Annotated in this window: 18 protein-coding genes; 2 read left to right on the top strand and 16 right to left on the bottom strand. The window is 63.7% G+C overall.

What is annotated here, in order from left to right; translation table 11 throughout:
* Positions 1-35 precede the first annotated feature (35 nt).
* From Spa11_RS15090 to Spa11_RS15125, 8 genes are all read right to left on the bottom strand, one after another.
* Positions 36-356, bottom strand: coding sequence for a metal-sulfur cluster assembly factor (locus tag Spa11_RS15090; protein ID WP_145113695.1), 321 nt, complete (start codon positions 354-356; stop codon positions 36-38).
* 121 nt (positions 357-477) lie between these two features.
* Positions 478-1,083, bottom strand: coding sequence for a Uma2 family endonuclease (locus Spa11_RS15095; protein WP_145113697.1), 606 nt, complete (start codon positions 1,081-1,083; stop codon positions 478-480).
* A 73-nt stretch (positions 1,084-1,156) separates the two neighbouring features.
* On the bottom strand, positions 1,157-1,483 hold the full coding sequence (locus tag Spa11_RS15100) for a Rieske (2Fe-2S) protein (protein ID WP_145113699.1): 327 nt from the start codon (positions 1,481-1,483) through the stop codon (positions 1,157-1,159).
* A 122-nt stretch (positions 1,484-1,605) separates the two neighbouring features.
* Complete coding sequence (sufD, locus tag Spa11_RS15105) at positions 1,606-2,934, bottom strand: Fe-S cluster assembly protein SufD (protein WP_145113702.1); 1,329 nt, start codon at positions 2,932-2,934, stop codon at positions 1,606-1,608.
* 154 nt (positions 2,935-3,088) lie between these two features.
* A complete protein-coding gene (gene sufB / locus Spa11_RS15110) occupies positions 3,089-4,525 on the bottom strand; it encodes a Fe-S cluster assembly protein SufB (protein WP_145113703.1) in 1,437 nt (478 codons plus the stop codon).
* A 137-nt stretch (positions 4,526-4,662) separates the two neighbouring features.
* Positions 4,663-5,511, bottom strand: a complete 849-nt coding sequence (gene sufC / locus Spa11_RS15115) for a Fe-S cluster assembly ATPase SufC (RefSeq protein ID WP_145113705.1) — start codon at positions 5,509-5,511, stop codon at positions 4,663-4,665.
* Between the two features lie 253 nt (positions 5,512-5,764).
* Positions 5,765-6,493: an NADH-quinone oxidoreductase subunit B gene (locus Spa11_RS15120; RefSeq protein WP_145113707.1), complete on the bottom strand. Its 729-nt coding sequence runs from the start codon at positions 6,491-6,493 to the stop codon at positions 5,765-5,767.
* Positions 6,490-7,227 (bottom strand): helix-turn-helix transcriptional regulator, encoded by a 738-nt coding sequence (locus tag Spa11_RS15125; protein WP_145113709.1) that lies wholly within the window; start codon positions 7,225-7,227, stop codon positions 6,490-6,492. Before Spa11_RS15125 ends, Spa11_RS15120 begins: the two co-directional genes overlap by 4 nt.
* Before the next feature lie 190 nt (positions 7,228-7,417).
* Here Spa11_RS15125 and Spa11_RS15130 point away from each other — a divergent pair, with 190 nt between their 5' ends.
* On the top strand, positions 7,418-9,028 hold the full coding sequence (locus tag Spa11_RS15130; RefSeq protein ID WP_145113711.1) for a sodium-dependent transporter: 1,611 nt from the start codon (positions 7,418-7,420) through the stop codon (positions 9,026-9,028).
* 316 nt (positions 9,029-9,344) lie between these two features.
* On the opposite strand, the gene Spa11_RS15135 is transcribed toward Spa11_RS15130, so the two are convergent.
* The 8 genes from Spa11_RS15135 to Spa11_RS15170 all read right to left on the bottom strand — a co-directional run bounded on the left by Spa11_RS15135 (position 9,345) and on the right by Spa11_RS15170 (position 16,469).
* The gene (locus tag Spa11_RS15135) at positions 9,345-10,136 is read right to left on the bottom strand and encodes an SDR family NAD(P)-dependent oxidoreductase (protein WP_145113713.1); all 792 of its coding nucleotides are present in this window, start codon (positions 10,134-10,136) and stop codon (positions 9,345-9,347) included.
* Between the two features lie 15 nt (positions 10,137-10,151).
* Positions 10,152-11,183 (bottom strand): galactitol-1-phosphate 5-dehydrogenase, encoded by a 1,032-nt coding sequence (locus Spa11_RS15140; RefSeq protein ID WP_145113715.1) that lies wholly within the window; start codon positions 11,181-11,183, stop codon positions 10,152-10,154.
* A 21-nt stretch (positions 11,184-11,204) separates the two neighbouring features.
* Positions 11,205-12,272: a calcium/sodium antiporter gene (locus Spa11_RS15145; protein ID WP_145113718.1), complete on the bottom strand. Its 1,068-nt coding sequence runs from the start codon at positions 12,270-12,272 to the stop codon at positions 11,205-11,207.
* Positions 12,273-12,348: 76 nt separating this feature from the next.
* Positions 12,349-13,728, bottom strand: a complete 1,380-nt coding sequence (gene mgtE, locus Spa11_RS15150) for a magnesium transporter (protein ID WP_145113720.1) — start codon at positions 13,726-13,728, stop codon at positions 12,349-12,351.
* 18 nt (positions 13,729-13,746) lie between these two features.
* A complete protein-coding gene (locus Spa11_RS15155; RefSeq protein ID WP_145113722.1) occupies positions 13,747-14,163 on the bottom strand; it encodes a type II toxin-antitoxin system VapC family toxin in 417 nt (138 codons plus the stop codon).
* On the bottom strand, positions 14,138-14,422 hold the full coding sequence (locus tag Spa11_RS15160; RefSeq protein ID WP_145113724.1) for a hypothetical protein: 285 nt from the start codon (positions 14,420-14,422) through the stop codon (positions 14,138-14,140). The genes Spa11_RS15155 and Spa11_RS15160 overlap by 26 nt, the downstream gene beginning before the upstream one ends.
* Positions 14,423-14,459: 37 nt before the next feature.
* Complete coding sequence (gene dusB / locus Spa11_RS15165; protein ID WP_145113726.1) at positions 14,460-15,560, bottom strand: tRNA dihydrouridine synthase DusB; 1,101 nt, start codon at positions 15,558-15,560, stop codon at positions 14,460-14,462.
* A 39-nt stretch (positions 15,561-15,599) separates the two neighbouring features.
* A complete protein-coding gene (locus Spa11_RS15170; RefSeq protein ID WP_231932962.1) occupies positions 15,600-16,469 on the bottom strand; it encodes a hypothetical protein in 870 nt (289 codons plus the stop codon).
* Between the two features lie 334 nt (positions 16,470-16,803).
* On the opposite strand from Spa11_RS15170, the gene Spa11_RS15175 reads away from it, so the two are divergent.
* Positions 16,804-17,190: a hypothetical protein gene (locus tag Spa11_RS15175; RefSeq protein ID WP_145113730.1), complete on the top strand. Its 387-nt coding sequence runs from the start codon at positions 16,804-16,806 to the stop codon at positions 17,188-17,190.
* Positions 17,191-17,315: the final 125 nt, after the last annotated feature.

Consider the following 17,315-nt stretch of genomic DNA (forward strand, 5'->3'; position numbering starts at 1 on the left):
TAGGCCAGGTTCAGCGACGCGATGCAGGTTGCGCCTCAAAAGATGCCGAGCTGGTCGCGGGCGTCTTCGGTCATGCGGTCGGGCGTCCACGGCGGGGTCATCACGACCTTCACCTCGACCTCGCCGACGCCCTCGATCTTCTTGATCGCCGCGTGCGAGTTGCTCACCAGCTGTGGCCCGGCGGGGCACGCGGGACTGGTCATCGTCATGTCGATCGCCACGTCCTCGGCGCCACTCGCCTCGTTCGGCGTGATAGTCACGTCGTAGATCAGTCCCAGATCGACGATGTTGACGAAAAGCTCGGGGTCGATGACCTCTTTGAGCGCTTCACGGACGTGGTCTTCGGCGATGGGCATGGGTAGCTCTTGGTTCGGTTGGGAACCACGAATGACACGGATAGCACGGATGAGTCTGCAGCAATCTCTTTCCGTGTGATCCGTGCAATCCGTGGTTCTAAAGTTCTTCGTAAACGTCGATTTATGAGCTTATGTCTTCGGGATCGCCGGGCTCGGGCGTAAAGTCGACGCCTTGATAGAGTTCGGCGAGTGGCAACTGTGCGTCGATCTCGGGCAAGTCGATCACCGCCTCAAGACCTGCATAAGCCTCGATCGAAAACCCAGCCTCGGTCCGTCGGTAAACCTTGACGGCCGCCTTATCCTGCTCTGCCAGGAGGTAGACCAGCAGGGTTGGGACCGAGAAATACGCCTCGCGTTTCTCGCCGTCGTCGATACGCCGCGTGGAGTGCGACAAGACTTCGACGATCACGACCGGCCGGTCTTGGAAGACGTCGCTGTTGGCGTTGGAGTCGCAAACGACCGAGACGTCCGGGTAATAAAAGTGGGGACGCCCGGGAGTGATGACCCGGACCTTCATGTCCGAACCAAAGGGGCGGCACTTCTTACCGCGTAGGCCAGTATGGAGAGAAGCGAGAGCATTGGCTTGCACCAATGCGTGGCTGACCGTCCCGCCAGCCATCGCGTAAACACGGCCATCGACATACTCATGGCGGACCTCGGCGACTTCCTCGCCAGCGAGGTAGTCTTCAACCGAGATCGTGTCGAAACGTAGGGCGCCGGTGCTCATACCTTCAGCTTAGTGCCGTTCGCCTCGGGCTTCAATCACAGAGCCGTCTCGGGGAACTTTGCCGCTTACTTCTCTATACAGTGAGTTTTACCAAGACTTGGCCGTCTTCGACTTTCACTTCGTGGACGCGGGTGGGTTGGGTGGCGGGCATCGTCAGGGCGGCGCCGGTGGTGAGGGCGAATTTGGCGCCGTGGCGTGGGCAAGCGATCGCCGGCGGGTTCTCGTCCTCGTGCAGCGGGCCGTCCGATAGCGGGCCGCCGTCGTGCGTGCAAACGTCGTCGAGTGCGTAGAAGCTGCCCGCGGCGTGGATCAATGCAACCGATTCGTCATCGACCTCAACGAGCGTTGACGACGGATCGGCAAAGTCGGTGATGGGGCCGACAGGGATGAACTCGGACACGATTGCTCCGGATGCTGACGCTTGGCTGAGCGACCGTGCTCTACAGCCGGCGCTGACGCTTACTCCGGGCGCTTACGCTTCCGGCTCACCTCTAAACTTACTGCCCACTGCTGACTGCCCACTCACTGATTCGGCAAATCCTGCACCCGCTGGCCGATCGCTTCGCCCAGCGCTTCGCGGACGCTGTCGATCGTGATGCGGTCGAAGACCTGTTGGAAGAAGCCGGTGACGATCATCCGCACCGCTTCTTGACGCGTGTAGCCGCGGCTCATCGCGTAGTAGATCATTGTGTCATCGACGCGGCCGCTGGTGCTGCCGTGCGTGCAGCGGACGTCGTCGGCTTCGATCTCGAGACCGGGGATCGAGTCGGCCCGCGCCGTGGCGGCGAGCATCAGGTTGTCGTTGCGTTGGTAGGCGTCGGTGCGCTGGCCGGCCTCATCGACTTGGATCATGCCGCGCCAGACGGTGCGTGAACTGTCCTGCAGGGCGTTCTTGTAGAGCAGGTCGCTGCGGCAGTAGGGCGCCTCGTGGTGCTGGTGCGTGTTGTAGCAGAGGTGCTGCTTGCCCTGCGTGAACATCACGCCGTTGACCTGCGCCTCGGCGTCGGCGCCGGCGAGGGCGACGCGCTGGTTGACCTTCGCCAAACGGGCGCCGAGCGCGCCGATGGTCCACTGGAGTTGTGCTTCCTTGCCAACCACCGCCTTCTGGTGGGCGAAGTGCCAGGTGCGGTTGTTCCAGTTCTGGAGGTTCACATAGCGGAGCTTCGCGCCGCGGCCGACGACGATCTCGATCGTGCCGTTGTGGAGGCCCGCCGACTCGGCGTCGGTCGAGGCGGACTCCATGAGGAGCGTCGCTTCGGCGCCCTCCTCGAGCACGACGATTGTCTTGGTCATATCCGTGGCGCCAGCGCCGCTGAGCCGTGAGACGGCGTGCAGCGGCTTCTCGATCCGTACGCCCTTGGGGACGTACAGCACAACGCCGCCCGTCCAGCAGGCGTCGTTGAGCATCGCGAAGCGATCGTAGGTGGGGCTTACCACCTCGCGGTCGAACGCCTTCTGCAGCCGATCGCCGTGCTGCGTAACGGCTTCGCTCAGACTGCCGAAGACGACGCCCTTCGCGATGATCTCGCCATCGAGTTCCGAGAGTGTCGCTGCGCCGTTGACCGACTCGACACGGCCGCCGAGATCAACGCCATGCGACAGCAGCGGCTGCTCGCCAGCGATGGCAACGGGGACACCGGCGGTCGGCTTGAAGGCGTCGAGCTTGAAGAGGCGGATGTCGGTGCGCATCCACTCCTCGTCCTTACTCGACGGCCAGTTGGCGGCTTCGAAGGCTTGCCAAGAGACTTTCCGGCGCTCGGTGAGCCAAGCGGGCTCGCCGGCGCGCTCGGCGAGGAGGGCTTCGAAGCCGGCGGCGTCGAATTTGGTCGTGTTAGAGATCGCGGTGGTCATGCTGAGCTTGTGGAGTTGCGTCGTAGGAGACGCTTAGCTTTACGGTTTGGCGAGCCGACGACGCGAGTCGTCGGTGGGTGGCGGTGTTGATCGTGATTCACACCGACGACTAACGTCGCCGGCTCGCCGTCTATTCAGAAGCAACGTCGAACAATTAGCCGACGCTGCCTTCCATCTGCAGTTCGATCAAACGGTTCATCTCGACGGCGTACTCCATCGGCAGTTCCTTGACGAGCGGCTCGATGAAGCCCGAGACGATCATCGAGCTCGCCTCTGCTTCGGTGAGGCCGCGGCTCATCAGGTAGAAGAGCTGCTCCTCGCCGATGCGCGAGACGCTGGCCTCGTGCTCGATCTGCACGTCCTGCTCTTCGACTTCGATATACGGGTACGTGTCGCTGCGGCTCTGCGGGTCGAGGATCAGCGCGTCGCAGACGACGTTGCTCTTCACGCCCGTGGCGCCCTTCTCGACTTTGCAGAGGCCGCGGTAGCTGCTGCGGCCGCCGTTCTTGCTGATGCTCTTCGAGACGATGCGGCTGGAGGTGTTCGGCGCGCAATGGACGACCTTGGCGCCGGCGTCTTGGTGCTGGCCGGTGCTGCTGAACGCGATCGAGAGGATCTCACCGCGGGCGCCGGGCTCCATCATGTAGACGGCCGGATACTTCATCGTCAGGTGGCTGCCGAGGTTGCCATCGACCCACTCCATCAGCGAGTCTTGGTAAGCGACGGCGCGCTTGGTCACCAGGTTGTAGATGTTGTTCGCCCAGTTCTGGATCGTCGTGTAACGGGCGCGGCCGTTCTTCTTGACGATCACTTCGACGACGGCCGAGTGGAGGCTTTCGGTCGTGTACATCGGGGCCGTGCAGCCCTCGACGTAGTGAACCGACGCGCCTTCATCGACGATGATCAATGTCCGCTCGAACTGGCCCATGCTCTCGGCGTTGATGCGGAAGTAGGCCTGGAGCGGGAACTCGATGTGCACGCCCGGCGGCACGTAGATGAACGAACCGCCCGACCAGACGGCCGAGTTGAGCGCGGCGAACTTGTTGTCCTCAGGCGGGATGATCTTGCCGAAGTACTCACGCAGGAGTTCGGGGTGCTCACGGACGGCGGTATCGGTGTCGGTGAAGATGACGCCCATCTTGGCGACCTCTTCCTGAAGCGAGCCGTAGACGACCTCGCTCTCAAACTGCGCCTTCACGCCGGCGACGAGCCGCTTCTGCTCGGCCTCGACGATGCCGAGCTTGTCGTAGGTGTCCTTGATCTCCTGGGGCACGTCGTCCCAGCTCTTGCTCTGACCCTCGGTGGGCTTGAGATAGTAGTAGACGTCTTCGAAGTCGATGGCGATGTCGCCGCCCCACTTGGGCATCGGCTTCGACTCGAAGATTTCGAGCGATCGCAGCCGGAAGTCGCGCATCCACGCCGGCTCGCTCTTCATCTCCGAGATCTGCGCAACGACCTCGCGCGAGAGACCCTTCTTCGCTTTGAAGATGTCCTTCGTCTGCGTGATGAAGTTGTACTTGTTGATCTCGTGCGGCACGTCATCGACGGGACGTTCGAGGTCGGCCGGTGTGGGAATTGTGTCGGTTGCCATGATATTTGTCGCTGTTCGCTAGTGAACGCTATTTGCGAATGACGAAGCCCGAATGACGAATGACGAAGAAGCGTCCGCTTGCGTTCGTCATTCGTGCTTCGTAATTCGTCACTACCTGTTTAATTGAGTTCTAATCGTCAGACCGAAACGGCTTCTTCCTCGGCCATCTTGCTGTTGAGCTTTGCCGCTTCGGGGTACTCGGCCCGGATGCGGTCGTAGCCGTCGTTGTGCAGTTCTTTGGCGAGCTCGACGCCGCCGGTCTCGACGATGCGGCCGCCGAGGATCACGTGGGTGAAGTCAGGCGTGTTCCGCTCCAGCAGCTTATCGTGGTGCGTGATGATCAGGACGCCCATCGCGCCGCCGTGCGACGCGTCGGCGGAGATCTCGGCGATCGACTCGCTGGCGAGCTTCACCGCGTCGACGTCGAGGCCCGAGTCGGTCTCGTCGAGGATCGCGAACTTGGGTCGCAGCATCGCCATCTGCAGGATTTCGGCTCGCTTCATCTCACCACCAGAGAAGCCGTCATTGACGTAGCGGCGGGCGAAGTCAAGGTCCATCCGCAGGTGGCCCATCTTCTCCTGCAGTTCCTTGCGGAACTCACGCATCGGGATCAGGTCCTCGCCCTCTTTACGCTCGGGGTTGCGGACGTTCGACGTAGCGTGCCGCATGAAGTCGGCGAGCTTCACGCCGGGGATCGCCATCGGCCGCTGGAAGGCCATAAACAGCCCCGCGCGGGCGCGCTCGGAGGCGTCGAGTTCGAGGACATTGGCGACTGTGCCGTCTTCCTCGACGAGCTCAATCGTGCCGTCGGTCACCTCGTACGACGGGTGGCCCATGATGGCGTTGCCCAGCGTGCTCTTGCCCGAGCCGTTAGGGCCCATCAGGGCGTGGGTCTCGCCGCGGTTGATCGTGAGGTTGACGCCATTGAGGATCGGCTTTCCCTCGACGCAGACGTGGAGGTTCTTGATGCGGAGAGTTTTGGACATCGCTGGACTCGCTTGAAGCTTCGCTGAAGTGATGGTTTGTGGGTGACTGCTAGAGGGAACCGCGAATGGACGCGAATTCTCGCGAATGAAGGAACTGCCCACGAATGACACGAACTATCTCGAATCTTCCGGAACTGTATTCACTCGCTTGCTTCTGGCAGTCAGGTCTCGCCTAGTGGTTCGATGGTCGCAGTACTTGTTTTCTATTCGTTCTTGTTCGCGTTGATTCGTGGGCTCCATCCTTTCACAAGGATTACGCTTTCGACGCCGCTTTGATTTGGTCGGTGATCTGCTGGTGATGGCGGACCGGCTCGAGGTCGATCGCGGGAATCGTGTGGCCCGAGTGGTGCGGCATCGGCAACTCTTCGGCGTCGGTGACGCCAACCGCTGCGCCAGCAACGCGCGCGATCCGGTGGCTACGGATCTTGTCCTGCACCCGCATGAGCCCCTCGAGCAGTGACTCGGGCCGCGGCGGGCAGCCGGGGATGTAAACATCCACCGGCACCACCAAGTCGACGCCCTTCACCACGTGGTAACCGTGCTTGAAGTACGGCCCGCCACCGACGGTGCAGGCGCCCATCGCGATGACGTACTTCGGGTCGGGCATCAGGTTGTAGAGCCGGCGGATCCGGCTCGCCATTTTGTAGGTAACGGTCCCGGCGACGATCATCAGGTCGGCCTGCCGCGGCGTCGCGCGGAAGGCGCCGGCGCCGAAGCGGTCGAGGTCGTACTTGCCGGCGCCGGTCGCCATCATCTCGATCGCACAGCAAGCGATGCCGAAGGTCATCGGCCAGAGGCTCGACTCGCGGGCCCAGTTGATCGCTTGCTCGAGGGTCGTAGTAATGACGTTCTCCTCGAAGCGCCCCTCGATCCACGGCCGACCGTCGGCGGTGTAAGTGACGCCATCAGCGCCGAGCGTCGTGGGGAGCACGTCGCCCGTTTCGGTGTAACTGGTCGAGTTGAAAGTGGCGGGGGTTTTCATTCCGTCGCCCCCTCCGTCGCGAACTCAGCCGATGGGCTAAACGTGCAGCAACCGCCACCGTCCAAGCGGCACTCGCTGAGCCGCATGCCCTGCCCGACGATCTCGCTGATCATCGCTTTCTCGACGGCGCAGATGCTGCGGTCCTGCTCGGCGAGTTGTGGGTAGGGACACGCCAGCATCGTCAACACCGGCAGGCCGTTCGTCTCATCGACATCGACCGGCACTTCGCGCTCGCCCATCAACCGCATAAGGTGACGCATCCGCTCGGCGACGTCTTCGCCGCCGACTTGGCTGGAGTAACGCTGGGCGAGCCGCTCGGCGACTCGCTTCACGAGGCCCACCCGAACGCGGGGTTCCTCGATCTGGCGGATTTCCTGCCAGAGGACCTCGGCGAGGTCGTGGAAGTTGTCGCCCGCGGACTGACGCCCGCGGTCGGTGAGGCGGTAGTCATAGCTCGGTCGCCCACGGCCGTTCTTGCTCCTTGGCGGCGTCGGGTCCCGACGGACCCCCTGAGAGGCCTCTAGGAGCTCCTCAGAGGCCTCCTGCGGGCCGTTTGTGACCGCCGGGTGCCTAAGTTGCCTCTCGATCAAACCCTCCGCCATAAGCCTCGTGAGACGCTGGCGGATGGCGGTGGCGGTGACGCCGAGCAAATCGCCCAACTCCCCCACCGACGCCGTGCGGTGGCGGCGGAGATAGTCGAGTAACAGGCGGTCGGAGTCGTCGCTGGTAACCATGGCTGACTCAATCGTAAAGCAGTCCGCATTTTCGACAACCCATAATGTTTTAAATGAGACGGCGTCGCATTAGCGCGATAGCGACGCGACGTAAAGCCTTGACTCGCCAAAGGTTTAAGTGTTGGATGCCCCCCGCAGGCGCCACGGCAAACCGTCAATCGACCCCTCAAACCTCTAGGAATGAGTGCCCATGCCAGAGACACCCCCCCCAAACGAAGTAAACGAGGCCACACCGGCCCAAAAAATTGGCGAGGGCTGGGGGTCGCGGATCGGGGTCATTCTGGCCGTGGCCGGCTCGGCGGTCGGCCTAGGCAACTTCCTGCGGTTCCCCGGGCAAGCGGCCCAGAACGGCGGGGGGGCCTTCATGATCCCCTACTTCATCTCGCTGCTGGTGCTCGGCATCCCGCTCTGCTGGGCGGAATGGGTTATGGGGAGGCACGGCGGGTCGCGCGGCTTCAATTCGGCGCCGGGCATCTTTTCCGTGATCTGGCCGCATCGGCTGTCGAAGTACTTGGCCATGCCGGCGCTGCTGATCCCGCTGGTCATCTATATGTACTACGTCGTGATCGAGGCTTGGTGCCTCGGCTATGCGTGGAGCTATCTGACCGGCGACTTGATGCTCGGCAGCGACCCGCAGGCCTACGGCGCGTTCTTCGATAAGTTCGTCGGCGCCGGCGAAGACGGCGCGCTGCTAAAGCGCGGCGGCGGCAATTTGATGTGGTTGGTGGTCATCACCTTTGTGCTCAACTTCATCCTGATCTATCGCGGCGTCGCCCGCGGGATCGAGACCTTCTGCAAGGTCGCCATCCCGGCGATGGCCATCTGTGCGTTGATCGTCCTCACACGGGTGCTGACGCTGCCGCCCGATGACTCGGGACGCACGATTCTCGATGGCCTCGGTTTCATGTGGAACCCGGACTTCAAGGCGCTTGCCAAGCCATCAACATGGTTGGCCGCTTCTGGACAGATCTTTTTCAGTCTGTCGGTCGGCTTCGGGGTGATCATCAACTACTCCAGTTATTTGAAGAGGAAGGACGATGTCGTTCTTAGCGGCCTGACGGCGTCGAGCATGAACGAGTTCTTCGAGGTCTGCCTCGGTGGCTTGATCACCATTCCAGCGGCCTTTCTGTTCCTCGGCGCCACCGTTGGAGATCAGGGAACCTTCGGGCTCGGCTTCAACGCCTTGCCCAATGTCTTCGCCGAAATGCCGGCCGGACGCTTCTTCGGGTTTCTGTGGTTCTTCATGCTGTTCCTCGCCGCGATCACCAGCAGCCTCTCGATGCTGCAACCGGTGATCGCGTTCTTCGAGGAAGGGTTCGATCTGCCCCGGCCGGCTTCCGCCTCGCTGCTGGGGCTCATCTCCGCCTTGGGATCGGGGTTCATCCTTTACTTCTCGAAGGGGATGGTGGCGCTCGATACGTTCGACTTCTGGATAGGCACGACCCTGATCGTCATCCTCGCGCTGATCCAATCGATCCTGTATGGCTGGAAACTCGGCATCGACCGAGGCGCCAAGATCGCCGCTGAAGGCGCAAAGTTCCCGATCCCAAGACTGGTGCAGTACCTCCTGAAGTACTTCGTGCCGACGTACCTCATCGTGATCCTCGCGGTCTCCGGCTACAAAGACCTCGGGCCGCGACTTGCCATCATCACCGAAGACACGGTCGCACTGAGCTCGATATCGTTTATCGCGGTTGTGGGCGCCTTCTTGCTGATCCTGATCCACGTCGCGGGACGACGCTGGCGCGACGGCGGCAAGTTGGAGTTCGACGAGGTCGAAGAAGACGGCGCGGGCATCTGAGAACGATGTCAGCGCAATGAAATCGACGACAAAACTACGACGCCCCTAACTCCGAGGAACCAAGTCATGACCTATGCAGGCTGGATCGTGATGGGCCTGTCGATCGGCACGGTGCTGTCGCTGGTGACTTTCTGCTTGTCGAAAGTGCTGCTGGACGATGGCGACGCTTGAGCCAACCGTCCACAACGAACCGGGGGTAAGGCCCAGCGGCTGATCAGCGAGATCAGCCGGCACGCCTTAGCGTCCGGTTCTTACGCACTCGACTCGACATACAGCGACCCCCTTGCGAATCGTTCGCTGTCCACGAGCGGCGCTATCAAACCTCGTCCAGCGTCGCCTTGGTCGCGCCGGTGCTGATGCCGCCGTCTACCAGCAGCGTCTGGCCTGTGACGTAGGCGCTCGCGTCGGACGCCAGGAAGACGACGGCGCCCTCGAGGTCGCCCGGCAGGCCCGGGCGTTTGAGCGGGATGCGGTCCTTCAGATACTCGACCCAGCGCTCGTTCTCGTAGAGCATCTTGTTCTGCTCGGTGCGGAACCAGCCCGGCGCCAAGCAGTTGACCGTTACGCCGTGGCGGCCCCAGTCGTCGGCGAGGCTCATCGTCAGTTGCTTGACGCCGCCGCGGCTCGCGCAATAGGGGGCGAGGCCCGCGTAGCCCATCACCGACGTCACCGAGCCGATGTTGACGATCCGGCCGTACTCGTGCTCTATCATGTGGCGGCCGATCGCCTGCGCGACGAAGAACGTGCCGCGGAGGTTGGTATCGAGCACCAAGTTCCAGTCGTCCCACGTGACGTCGAGCGCCGGCTTGCGGGCGTTGCAACCGGCGTTGTTGACGAGGATATCGACTTTGCCGAACGCGGCGACGGCCTCGTCGGCGAAGCGATCGATGCTCGCCTTTTCGCGCACGTCGAGTTGGATGGGCGCCGCGTCGCGGCCGAGCGTCTCGATCTCGCGGCAGAACGGCGCGAGGTCGTCCCGCTTGCGGCTCGTGACGATGAGGTCAGCGCCCGCCTTCGCTAGCGCGCGGCCGAATTGTTGGCCAAGACCGCGACTCGCGCCGGTGACCACGGCAACTCGGCCGGTAAGATCGAATGGATTCACTGACATGTAGTTGCTGATCGGCTACGGTTCGAGAACTACTTTCATCAAGCCCGCTTCGCGGGCATAGAGCCGCTCGAACCACCGCGGCCCCTCGGCGAGCGGCGCGCGGGCGCTGAGCAGCGGCGCCACGTCGATCTTCCCCGCCGCCATCAACTCGATGCACTCGGGGTACTCGCCCTGCGACGCGCAGGAGCCGTAGAGGGTGAGCTCGCGGGTTACAATCGACTGCAGCGGCGCCTCGACGCGCGGGCTCACATTGCCGACGAGCGTCACCGAGCCACCTTTTGCGACGCATTCTACGGCCGTTCGCAATGGCGCGGTGGCGCCGACGACCTCGAACGAAGCCGCCGCGCCGCGGCCGCCGGTGAGTTCACGAATGTGGGCGATGGGGTCTTGCCGATCGGGATGCACCGTGTCGCTAGCGCCGAGCTGGTGGGCGACGCGCAGCCGGTCGTCATCGACATCGACGGCGATAACGCGCTCGGCGCCGTAAGCGCGGAGCGCCTGAATCACCAACAGGCCGATCATGCCGGCGCCGACAACGACGGCTGTATCGCCCCGCCCTGCCCCGGACCGCCTGACCGCATGGACGGCGACCGAAACGGCCTCGATCATCGCCGCGTGCTCCATCGGCAGCGTATCGGGCAGACGATAAACGATGTGGCTAGGGACCGCGACGTACTCCGCGAAGGCGCCGTGGCGACGGTAGTCGCCGCACGACACGCCCATCACCTGTCGGTTATCACAGAGGTTGATCTTGCCGACGCGGCAGTAGTCGCACTTACCACAGTAGATTGTCGAGTCGAAGGTGACGCGTTCACCAATCGCAAGGCCTTCGACCGCGGCGCCGATTTGCGTGATCACGCCGGCGGCCTCGTGCCCCATGACAATCGGTGGGATGCGGCGGCCGGTGCTGCCGTCGTAACCATGGACATCGCTGCCGCACACGCCGCACGCCGCGACACGCACCAGCACCTCGTCGGCGGCGATCGGCGGCTCGGAGAAGTCGACATATTCCAGCCGCTTGGCGTCGGTGAGCAGCAGGGCTTTCATCGGCGGCTTGCCTTGGGAGGTTTAAACGTTCGCCGCGCCGTTCCTACGACGCCTTAGTTCCAGCACCGTCAGGCCAACGAAGACCGCGGCGGTGATCGGCACAACAAAGAAGCGCATCGCGTCGCCGAAGCCTTGCGTCGCTTCGTGCCGTTGGGCGGCCATCACGAGGTAGGTCACATAGGCTACATAGTAAGCGAGTAGCAGGGCGCCCTCCCAGCGGGCGACCGTGCTTCCCGTGAAGAAAATCGGCAGGCAGATCACCGCGACCGCGGCCATCACCGGCAAGTCGAATCGAAGCGTCTCCGCCGCGACCGCCACGCCGTTGGGCGAGATCGCCGAAGCGGCGCCGAGCACGGCGGTCAGGTTGAAAAGGTTGCTGCCGACGATGTTCCCCACGGCGATGTCGCGCTGGCCGCGGAGGCTCGCGACGACGGAGGTCATCAGCTCCGGCAGCGACGTCCCCACCGCGACAACGGTCAGGCCGATCACCAACTCGCTGACGCCCCACCACTTGGCGATCGTGACCGCGCTGCCCACCATCCATCGCGCGCCGAGCATCAGCAGCCCCAGGCCGACGAGGATGAACAGGACCGACGCCACCACCGACCCGCTGGGCGGCGTTGCGTCGGCGTCGATCGATGCTTCTCTCTTGGCAAGCACTAGTTGCAGCGCGGTGTAACCGATCGCCACCGCTAGCAGGATGAGACCGTCGACACGGCTGACTTTCCCGTCGAACGCCAGCCCGACCACTCCCAGCGACACGGCGATCATCAACGGCACGTCGATCCGTACGAGCTGTGAGGAGACGATGAGTGGCGCCGCCAGCGCCGACACACCGAGTATCAACAGCACATTGCAGATGTTGCTGCCAACGACGTTGCCCATGCCGATGTCGGCCTGCCCCGTGAGAGCGGCGTTGATGCTCACCGCCAACTCCGGCGTGCTCGTGCCGTAGGCGACGACCGTCAGCCCGATTGCCAGCGGCGAAATCCCCGCCCGGCCCGCTAACTGACTGGCGCCGCGTACGAGCCACTCGGCGCCGAACACCAATAGCACCAACCCACCAATCAGCAGCCCGAAGGCGACCATCGTTGCGACTCGTTATGCGTTGCCGGGCGTCCGGCCCCACGCTAGGCCAAGCCGACGCCGTTAGGGCGTGAGCTTATCAGACCAGCTTGTCCAGCAGCAGAGTGGCCAGGCTCAGCGCCGAGAAGAAGCCGCACATGTCGGTCACGGTCGTCAGCAGCGGGCTGGACGCCAGCGCAGGGTCCACTCCCGCCCTCTTCAGGGCGAGGGGGATCACGCCGCCGAGCAACACGGCGACCAGCGTGTTGATCGCCAGGGCGCCGCCAACGACAATCCCCATCCAAACATTTCCGGCGTACAACGCCGCGACGACGCCGAGCAATCCCCCCAGCACCAAGCCGTTCAGAAAGCCGACACTCCCCTCCTTGATCCAGACACGCAGCCACTCGCTCGGCCGTAACAAGCCCAAAGACAACTCGCGCATACTGACGGCGACCGCTTGGTTGCCGCTACAGCCGGACATGTCCGAAATGATCGGCAGAAAGACCGCCAAGGCGATCACGCTGCTGAGCGTCTCCTCGTAGGCGGCGATGACGCTCGCGGCGACGACGTTCAGCAGGATGTTGACACTCAGCCACGAGAGACGCATCCGGCTGCGGCGCAGCACGGGCATCGAACGCAGTTCTTCGGCCACGACTCCCATTGAGCGGCGGTAGTCGCTGGTGGCCTGCTCTTCGGCCGCCTCGTCCACCGCGCGGCGACTGACCACCCCAAGCAGGCGGCCCTCGCCATCGACAACCGGAACCCCGAGAAACGAATTACTATCGAAAAACGCGATCAGCTCGTCGAGCGGCGTCTCCGCCGGAATCGACAGGGGATCGGCGATCATGATCTCGGTTAGCCGTGAGCGCTCATCGGCAATCAAGAGGTCCCGCAGGCGCAGCACGCCCACAAGCCGCCGCCCCTTGGCGACGACATAGGCGTATTGCACGTCGAGGTCGCGCAGCTTGGTGGCGCCGGCGCGCAGACGCCGCAAGGTTGTCTCGACCGTGGCGATGTCGCGCAGCGCCACGACCTCCGTCGCCATCAGGCCGCCCGCGCAATCTTCGGGATACGCGGCGAGTTCGGCGATCCGTTCGGCTTCGTCGTCGGCGAGTTCGGCGAGCACCGCCGCGGCCGCCGCCGAGTCCATGGCGCCGATGAGGTCGGCTTGGTCGTCGCTGGGGAGTTCGTGGACGATCGCCGCGGCCACATCGGCGGGAAGCTCCTCCACCGCCTCAACAACGGTCACCTCGGGGAGCGTGTCGAGCACCTCGACCGCCGCCTCGGGCGACAGCCGCCGCAACAGTTCGGCCTGCTGCTCGATCGGCAGCTCGCACACCGCGCGCGCTGTCTCACGGGCGTCTAGCGACCCGAGCAGCTCGGTCAGCGGCTCGACAGCGGCGTCCTCCGATTCGAGCAACCGCTCGAGCTTCTCGAGGACTTGGGCTTCGTCGATGGCTACGTCGGTGGCTTCCAAACCGGTCGCGTCCGTGCGTTATGCGGGGAGTCGGATAAACGGTGCGCCATCGCCTCGGCGATAGATGTCGAAGTCAGAGTCGAACAAGACGACTTCATTGACGCCAAGCCGATCCGCGATTGCGACTAGGGTAGCGTCGGCGAAGTCGGCTGGTAGGTCGCTGTACTTCTGCATGACCTCAATCGCGCGGGCGAGGTCGGCGTCCTCCAACGTCTCGATCTCCACGGCAGGAGACTGAAGCCATTCGAGAAAATCAATCTGTGCGTTCTTATTGAAACGCAGGAGGTAGACACTCTCGGTAACGACCGCAAGCGTGGTTACATGCTTTCGCCGGGACGCTGCCAAGAAGTTGACCGTCTCGTGGTGGTAGATGTCGGCGCCATCAAACAAGGCAACGAGCGGTCCGGTGTCAACGATTGCGATGTTTCTCGTCAAAGATCTCGCCCAAGATTTTCTCGTGGTTCACCGACAAATCAGAACGACCGCTCGAGTACTTGCCAAACACATGCTTGCCGAGTTCGTACGCTTCACTGTGCGTCGGCGTTGTTGTTTCCTCGTTCGTTGCGGGAGCTGCTTTACCAAACTGCTTCTTCAAGCAGCCGCGGACGAAGTCTTCTATGCTGAGCCCTTCCGACTGCGCCGCAACACTTAACGAAGCCTCCAATCCGGGATCGAGTTCAATGTGCAAGGTCATAATTACCTCAACGGGATAGGCATCTATCTCTGATATCTTACACCACCGAACGCGGAAACCACTGCTCCACCACGTCGAAAAACTCCGCGGCTGTCTCAATACCCACCACGTGCTTGCGGAACTCCCGCGCGCCGGGGCGGCCTTGGGCGTAACAGCAGGCGAACTTCCGCATTAGCACGGCGCCGCGTTCTTCGCCGAAGCGCTCGCACACCAGACGGAAGTGCTCGACCATCAGTTCACGCTCTTCTTCGAGCGTCGGGTCGGGCGGGATTGGCTCGCCGCGCAGCGCGGCGGCGGCTTGCTGGAAGAGCCAGGGCTTTCCCAAGCTCGCCCGCGCGATCATTACGCCATCGACGTTCCAGCGACGGAACGCCTCGACGACCTTCTCCGCCGTGTCGAGGTCGCCGTTGCCGATCAGCGGGATCCGCTTGAGGTGCGGCTTGATCGTGCTGATCAGGTCCCACGACGCCTGCCCACGGAACATGTCGGCGGCGGTTCGGCCATGGACCGTCAGCGCTGCAGCGCCGGCGCCTTCGACGATCTGCGCGACATCAATGATGTTGATCTTGTCGCGGCTGCAACCGAGTCGTGTCTTCGCAGTGACCGGGGTCGGATGGCAGGCGGCGACGACGCGCTCGATGATCTGACCCATCCGGTCGGGCGTGCGGAGCAGGTACGAACCGCTGTGGGCCTTCTCGGTCACCTGCCGCACCGGACAGCCGAAGTTGATGTCGACGACCGACACCTTGTACTCGTGAGTCAGTCGGGCGCCGACAGCGGCGAGCGTCTCCGGGTCGTTGTCCCAGATCTGCACGGCCAGCGGACGCGGCTCGTCGGCGACGCCCCACAAACGGTCGGGGTGCTCGGCCTGCTCGCGGTCCATCCAGATGAAGCCGCGGGCGTTGACCATCTCGGTCGCCAGCAGCCCCGCGCCGCCGTACGCGCGGACGATCTGACGGAAGGCGTAATTGGTATAGCCCGCCATCGGCGCCTGCAGAATCGGTGGATCGACGACGAGGTCGCCGATCCGCAGCGGCGTCACTATCGGCAGAACGGCGGCGTCAAACGGCGTCGTGTCCGACGACGCTAAGCCGCTGAGCGGCTTGCGGTTGGCGATGGCGGTGATCCCGTTTGGCATGGCGGGCTGCTAAGCGGAGGCCGCCGCCGGACGCGTTCACTAACGCCGCGCGGGGCCGTTCGTCGAGGGGGTGCGGCTGGCCGAGCTGTTGGACCCGGCCGAGAAGCCGGCCATCAGGGCGTCGTCGGCCGACGCGGCGCTCGTCGGCGCCGTCCTTATCAGCATAGCCACGAGGCGGCCCGTGTCGATGTGGTCGGGCGTCGCCAGCTGCGAGTAGCGGTTGATCTGCAGGTTGTAGTCGCGGGCGATCTGCACAAATGCCCGGCGGCTCAGCGCGTTAAGCTTCAATGCCAGGACGATACCACGACCATCGGAGGTGTTCTGTTGGTCATTGCGTACCTTGTCCACCCAGTTCTCCGAACCCGCTAGGTCGGCAGCGGCGCCCTGCAATTCGGCGAGGCGTAGTGGGAGTAGCTCGGCGATCAGCCGCGCCTCGGCGGGGGCGCCTTCGGGGAAGACGGTTTCGATGCGAGTCGCGTAGGGTCCCGTAAAGGGCGTGTCGGACGGCAGCGGCGCCACGCCGCCGCCCATCAACATTGACAGGCGGAACTGCGCGGCTCGGGCCGCTTTGAGCGACGTATCGAGGCGTGTCTTCAGCGTTGTTTCCGCTTCACCAAGTGCGGTGCTGTAGGTCGGCAGCGTCTGACGGAGCCGCGACATCTCGACCATCTCGTCGAGACCCAGGTAGTAGTCCGCCACTGCGGAGCTAAGCGCCCAGTAGGCCTCGACGCGCCGTGCTTGCTCGTCGCGATCCGCGGCCGACGAGACCACCGACGCCAGCGACATCGGCGACCCGCTGAGTTGTGATCCCTGCCGTGGAGCGAGCATCTTCTCGAGCATCTTGCGGGTGTTCTCTTCGCGCGTCCGAGCCTGCGGATCGCTGGCTGCGCCGACGCGACTCGTCAGCACCGACGAATTGCCGTCGAACGTCGGTTGCGAAGGGCGCGACGGTTGGCTCGTCGCCGGACGGCTGGGTTGATCGGCGGGACGGCTGGGTTGATCGAATGGACTCGACGATCCCGCGGTCGATTGCGAGTAGCTGCGGAAGTCGTCGGCGGTGGAGCGATTTGTCGCCGACGAACTTGAAGAAGAAGAGTTCGAAGAGCCGGAGGATGTCGCTGTCGAGGAGAGGTTTGCGCGCGAAGATTGATTGTTGCCTCTAGAGTTCGATGAAGGCGATGGCGGCAGGCCGGCGTAGGGATCGGAAGCCCGCGGCGCCGATTGGCTTGAAGTCGAAGGAGGCATGGCGGATGCTGATGCCGAACCAGGCGTCGTCGCGGACAGCGGGCGGGACGAACCGGGGAGCGTCACTTGCGATTGGCTGCTGGGCGTGACGCTTGAGGTCCGCGGCGGCAGCGATGCTGAGCTTGAGGGCGCCTGTGTGGACGAGGGCTGCCGCAGGTCGTTCATCGACGAGGGCCTCGGCGCCGATGCGCCCGTCGTAGTCGCGGATTGTGATGGCCGCGGCGCCGAAGATGGCGCGGGGTTCGAGGACGGCGACGAGCTCGAGGAGGGCGTCGTCGAGTTGCGATACCCGCCGGTGGCCGAGCTGCTGCTGGGCAGCTTGTCGAACGAGCCGAAGTCGTACGTCGACATATCGCCGCCGTATCGGTCTTCTTCAGCGGCATAGGCCGGCGCCGCCACGAGAGTGGCGATAGCAGTCAGCGCAAGCGTCGGTAGAAAACGCAACGGCAGTACGAAACGCATCCTTGCGTCTCCGCGACACGAGTTTTCGGGCGGTGAATGGCGGCCTTC

It is taken from the genome of Botrimarina mediterranea, from assembly GCF_007753265.1.
Classification (GTDB): Bacteria; Planctomycetota; Planctomycetia; order Pirellulales; family Lacipirellulaceae; genus Botrimarina; species Botrimarina mediterranea.

Coding starts and splice junctions, on each gene's coding strand:
- sufB (WP_145113703.1), bottom strand. CDS start 4,525: ATGGCAACCGACACAATTCCCACACCGGCCGACCTCGAACGTCCCGTC.
- Spa11_RS15175 (WP_145113730.1), top strand. CDS start 16,804: ATGGCGGATGCTGATGCCGAACCAGGCGTCGTCGCGGACAGCGGGCGG.
- Spa11_RS15140 (WP_145113715.1), bottom strand. CDS start 11,183: ATGAAAGCCCTGCTGCTCACCGACGCCAAGCGGCTGGAATATGTCGAC.
- Spa11_RS15095 (WP_145113697.1), bottom strand. CDS start 1,083: ATGAGCACCGGCGCCCTACGTTTCGACACGATCTCGGTTGAAGACTAC.
- Spa11_RS15130 (WP_145113711.1), top strand. CDS start 7,418: ATGCCAGAGACACCCCCCCCAAACGAAGTAAACGAGGCCACACCGGCC.
- Spa11_RS15160 (WP_145113724.1), bottom strand. CDS start 14,422: ATGACCTTGCACATTGAACTCGATCCCGGATTGGAGGCTTCGTTAAGT.
- sufC (WP_145113705.1), bottom strand. CDS start 5,511: ATGTCCAAAACTCTCCGCATCAAGAACCTCCACGTCTGCGTCGAGGGA.
- dusB (WP_145113726.1), bottom strand. CDS start 15,560: ATGCCAAACGGGATCACCGCCATCGCCAACCGCAAGCCGCTCAGCGGC.
- Spa11_RS15120 (WP_145113707.1), bottom strand. CDS start 6,493: ATGAAAACCCCCGCCACTTTCAACTCGACCAGTTACACCGAAACGGGC.
- sufD (WP_145113702.1), bottom strand. CDS start 2,934: ATGACCACCGCGATCTCTAACACGACCAAATTCGACGCCGCCGGCTTC.
- Spa11_RS15090 (WP_145113695.1), bottom strand. CDS start 356: ATGCCCATCGCCGAAGACCACGTCCGTGAAGCGCTCAAAGAGGTCATC.
- Spa11_RS15135 (WP_145113713.1), bottom strand. CDS start 10,136: ATGTCAGTGAATCCATTCGATCTTACCGGCCGAGTTGCCGTGGTCACC.
- Spa11_RS15125 (WP_145113709.1), bottom strand. CDS start 7,227: ATGGTTACCAGCGACGACTCCGACCGCCTGTTACTCGACTATCTCCGC.
- Spa11_RS15145 (WP_145113718.1), bottom strand. CDS start 12,272: ATGGTCGCCTTCGGGCTGCTGATTGGTGGGTTGGTGCTATTGGTGTTC.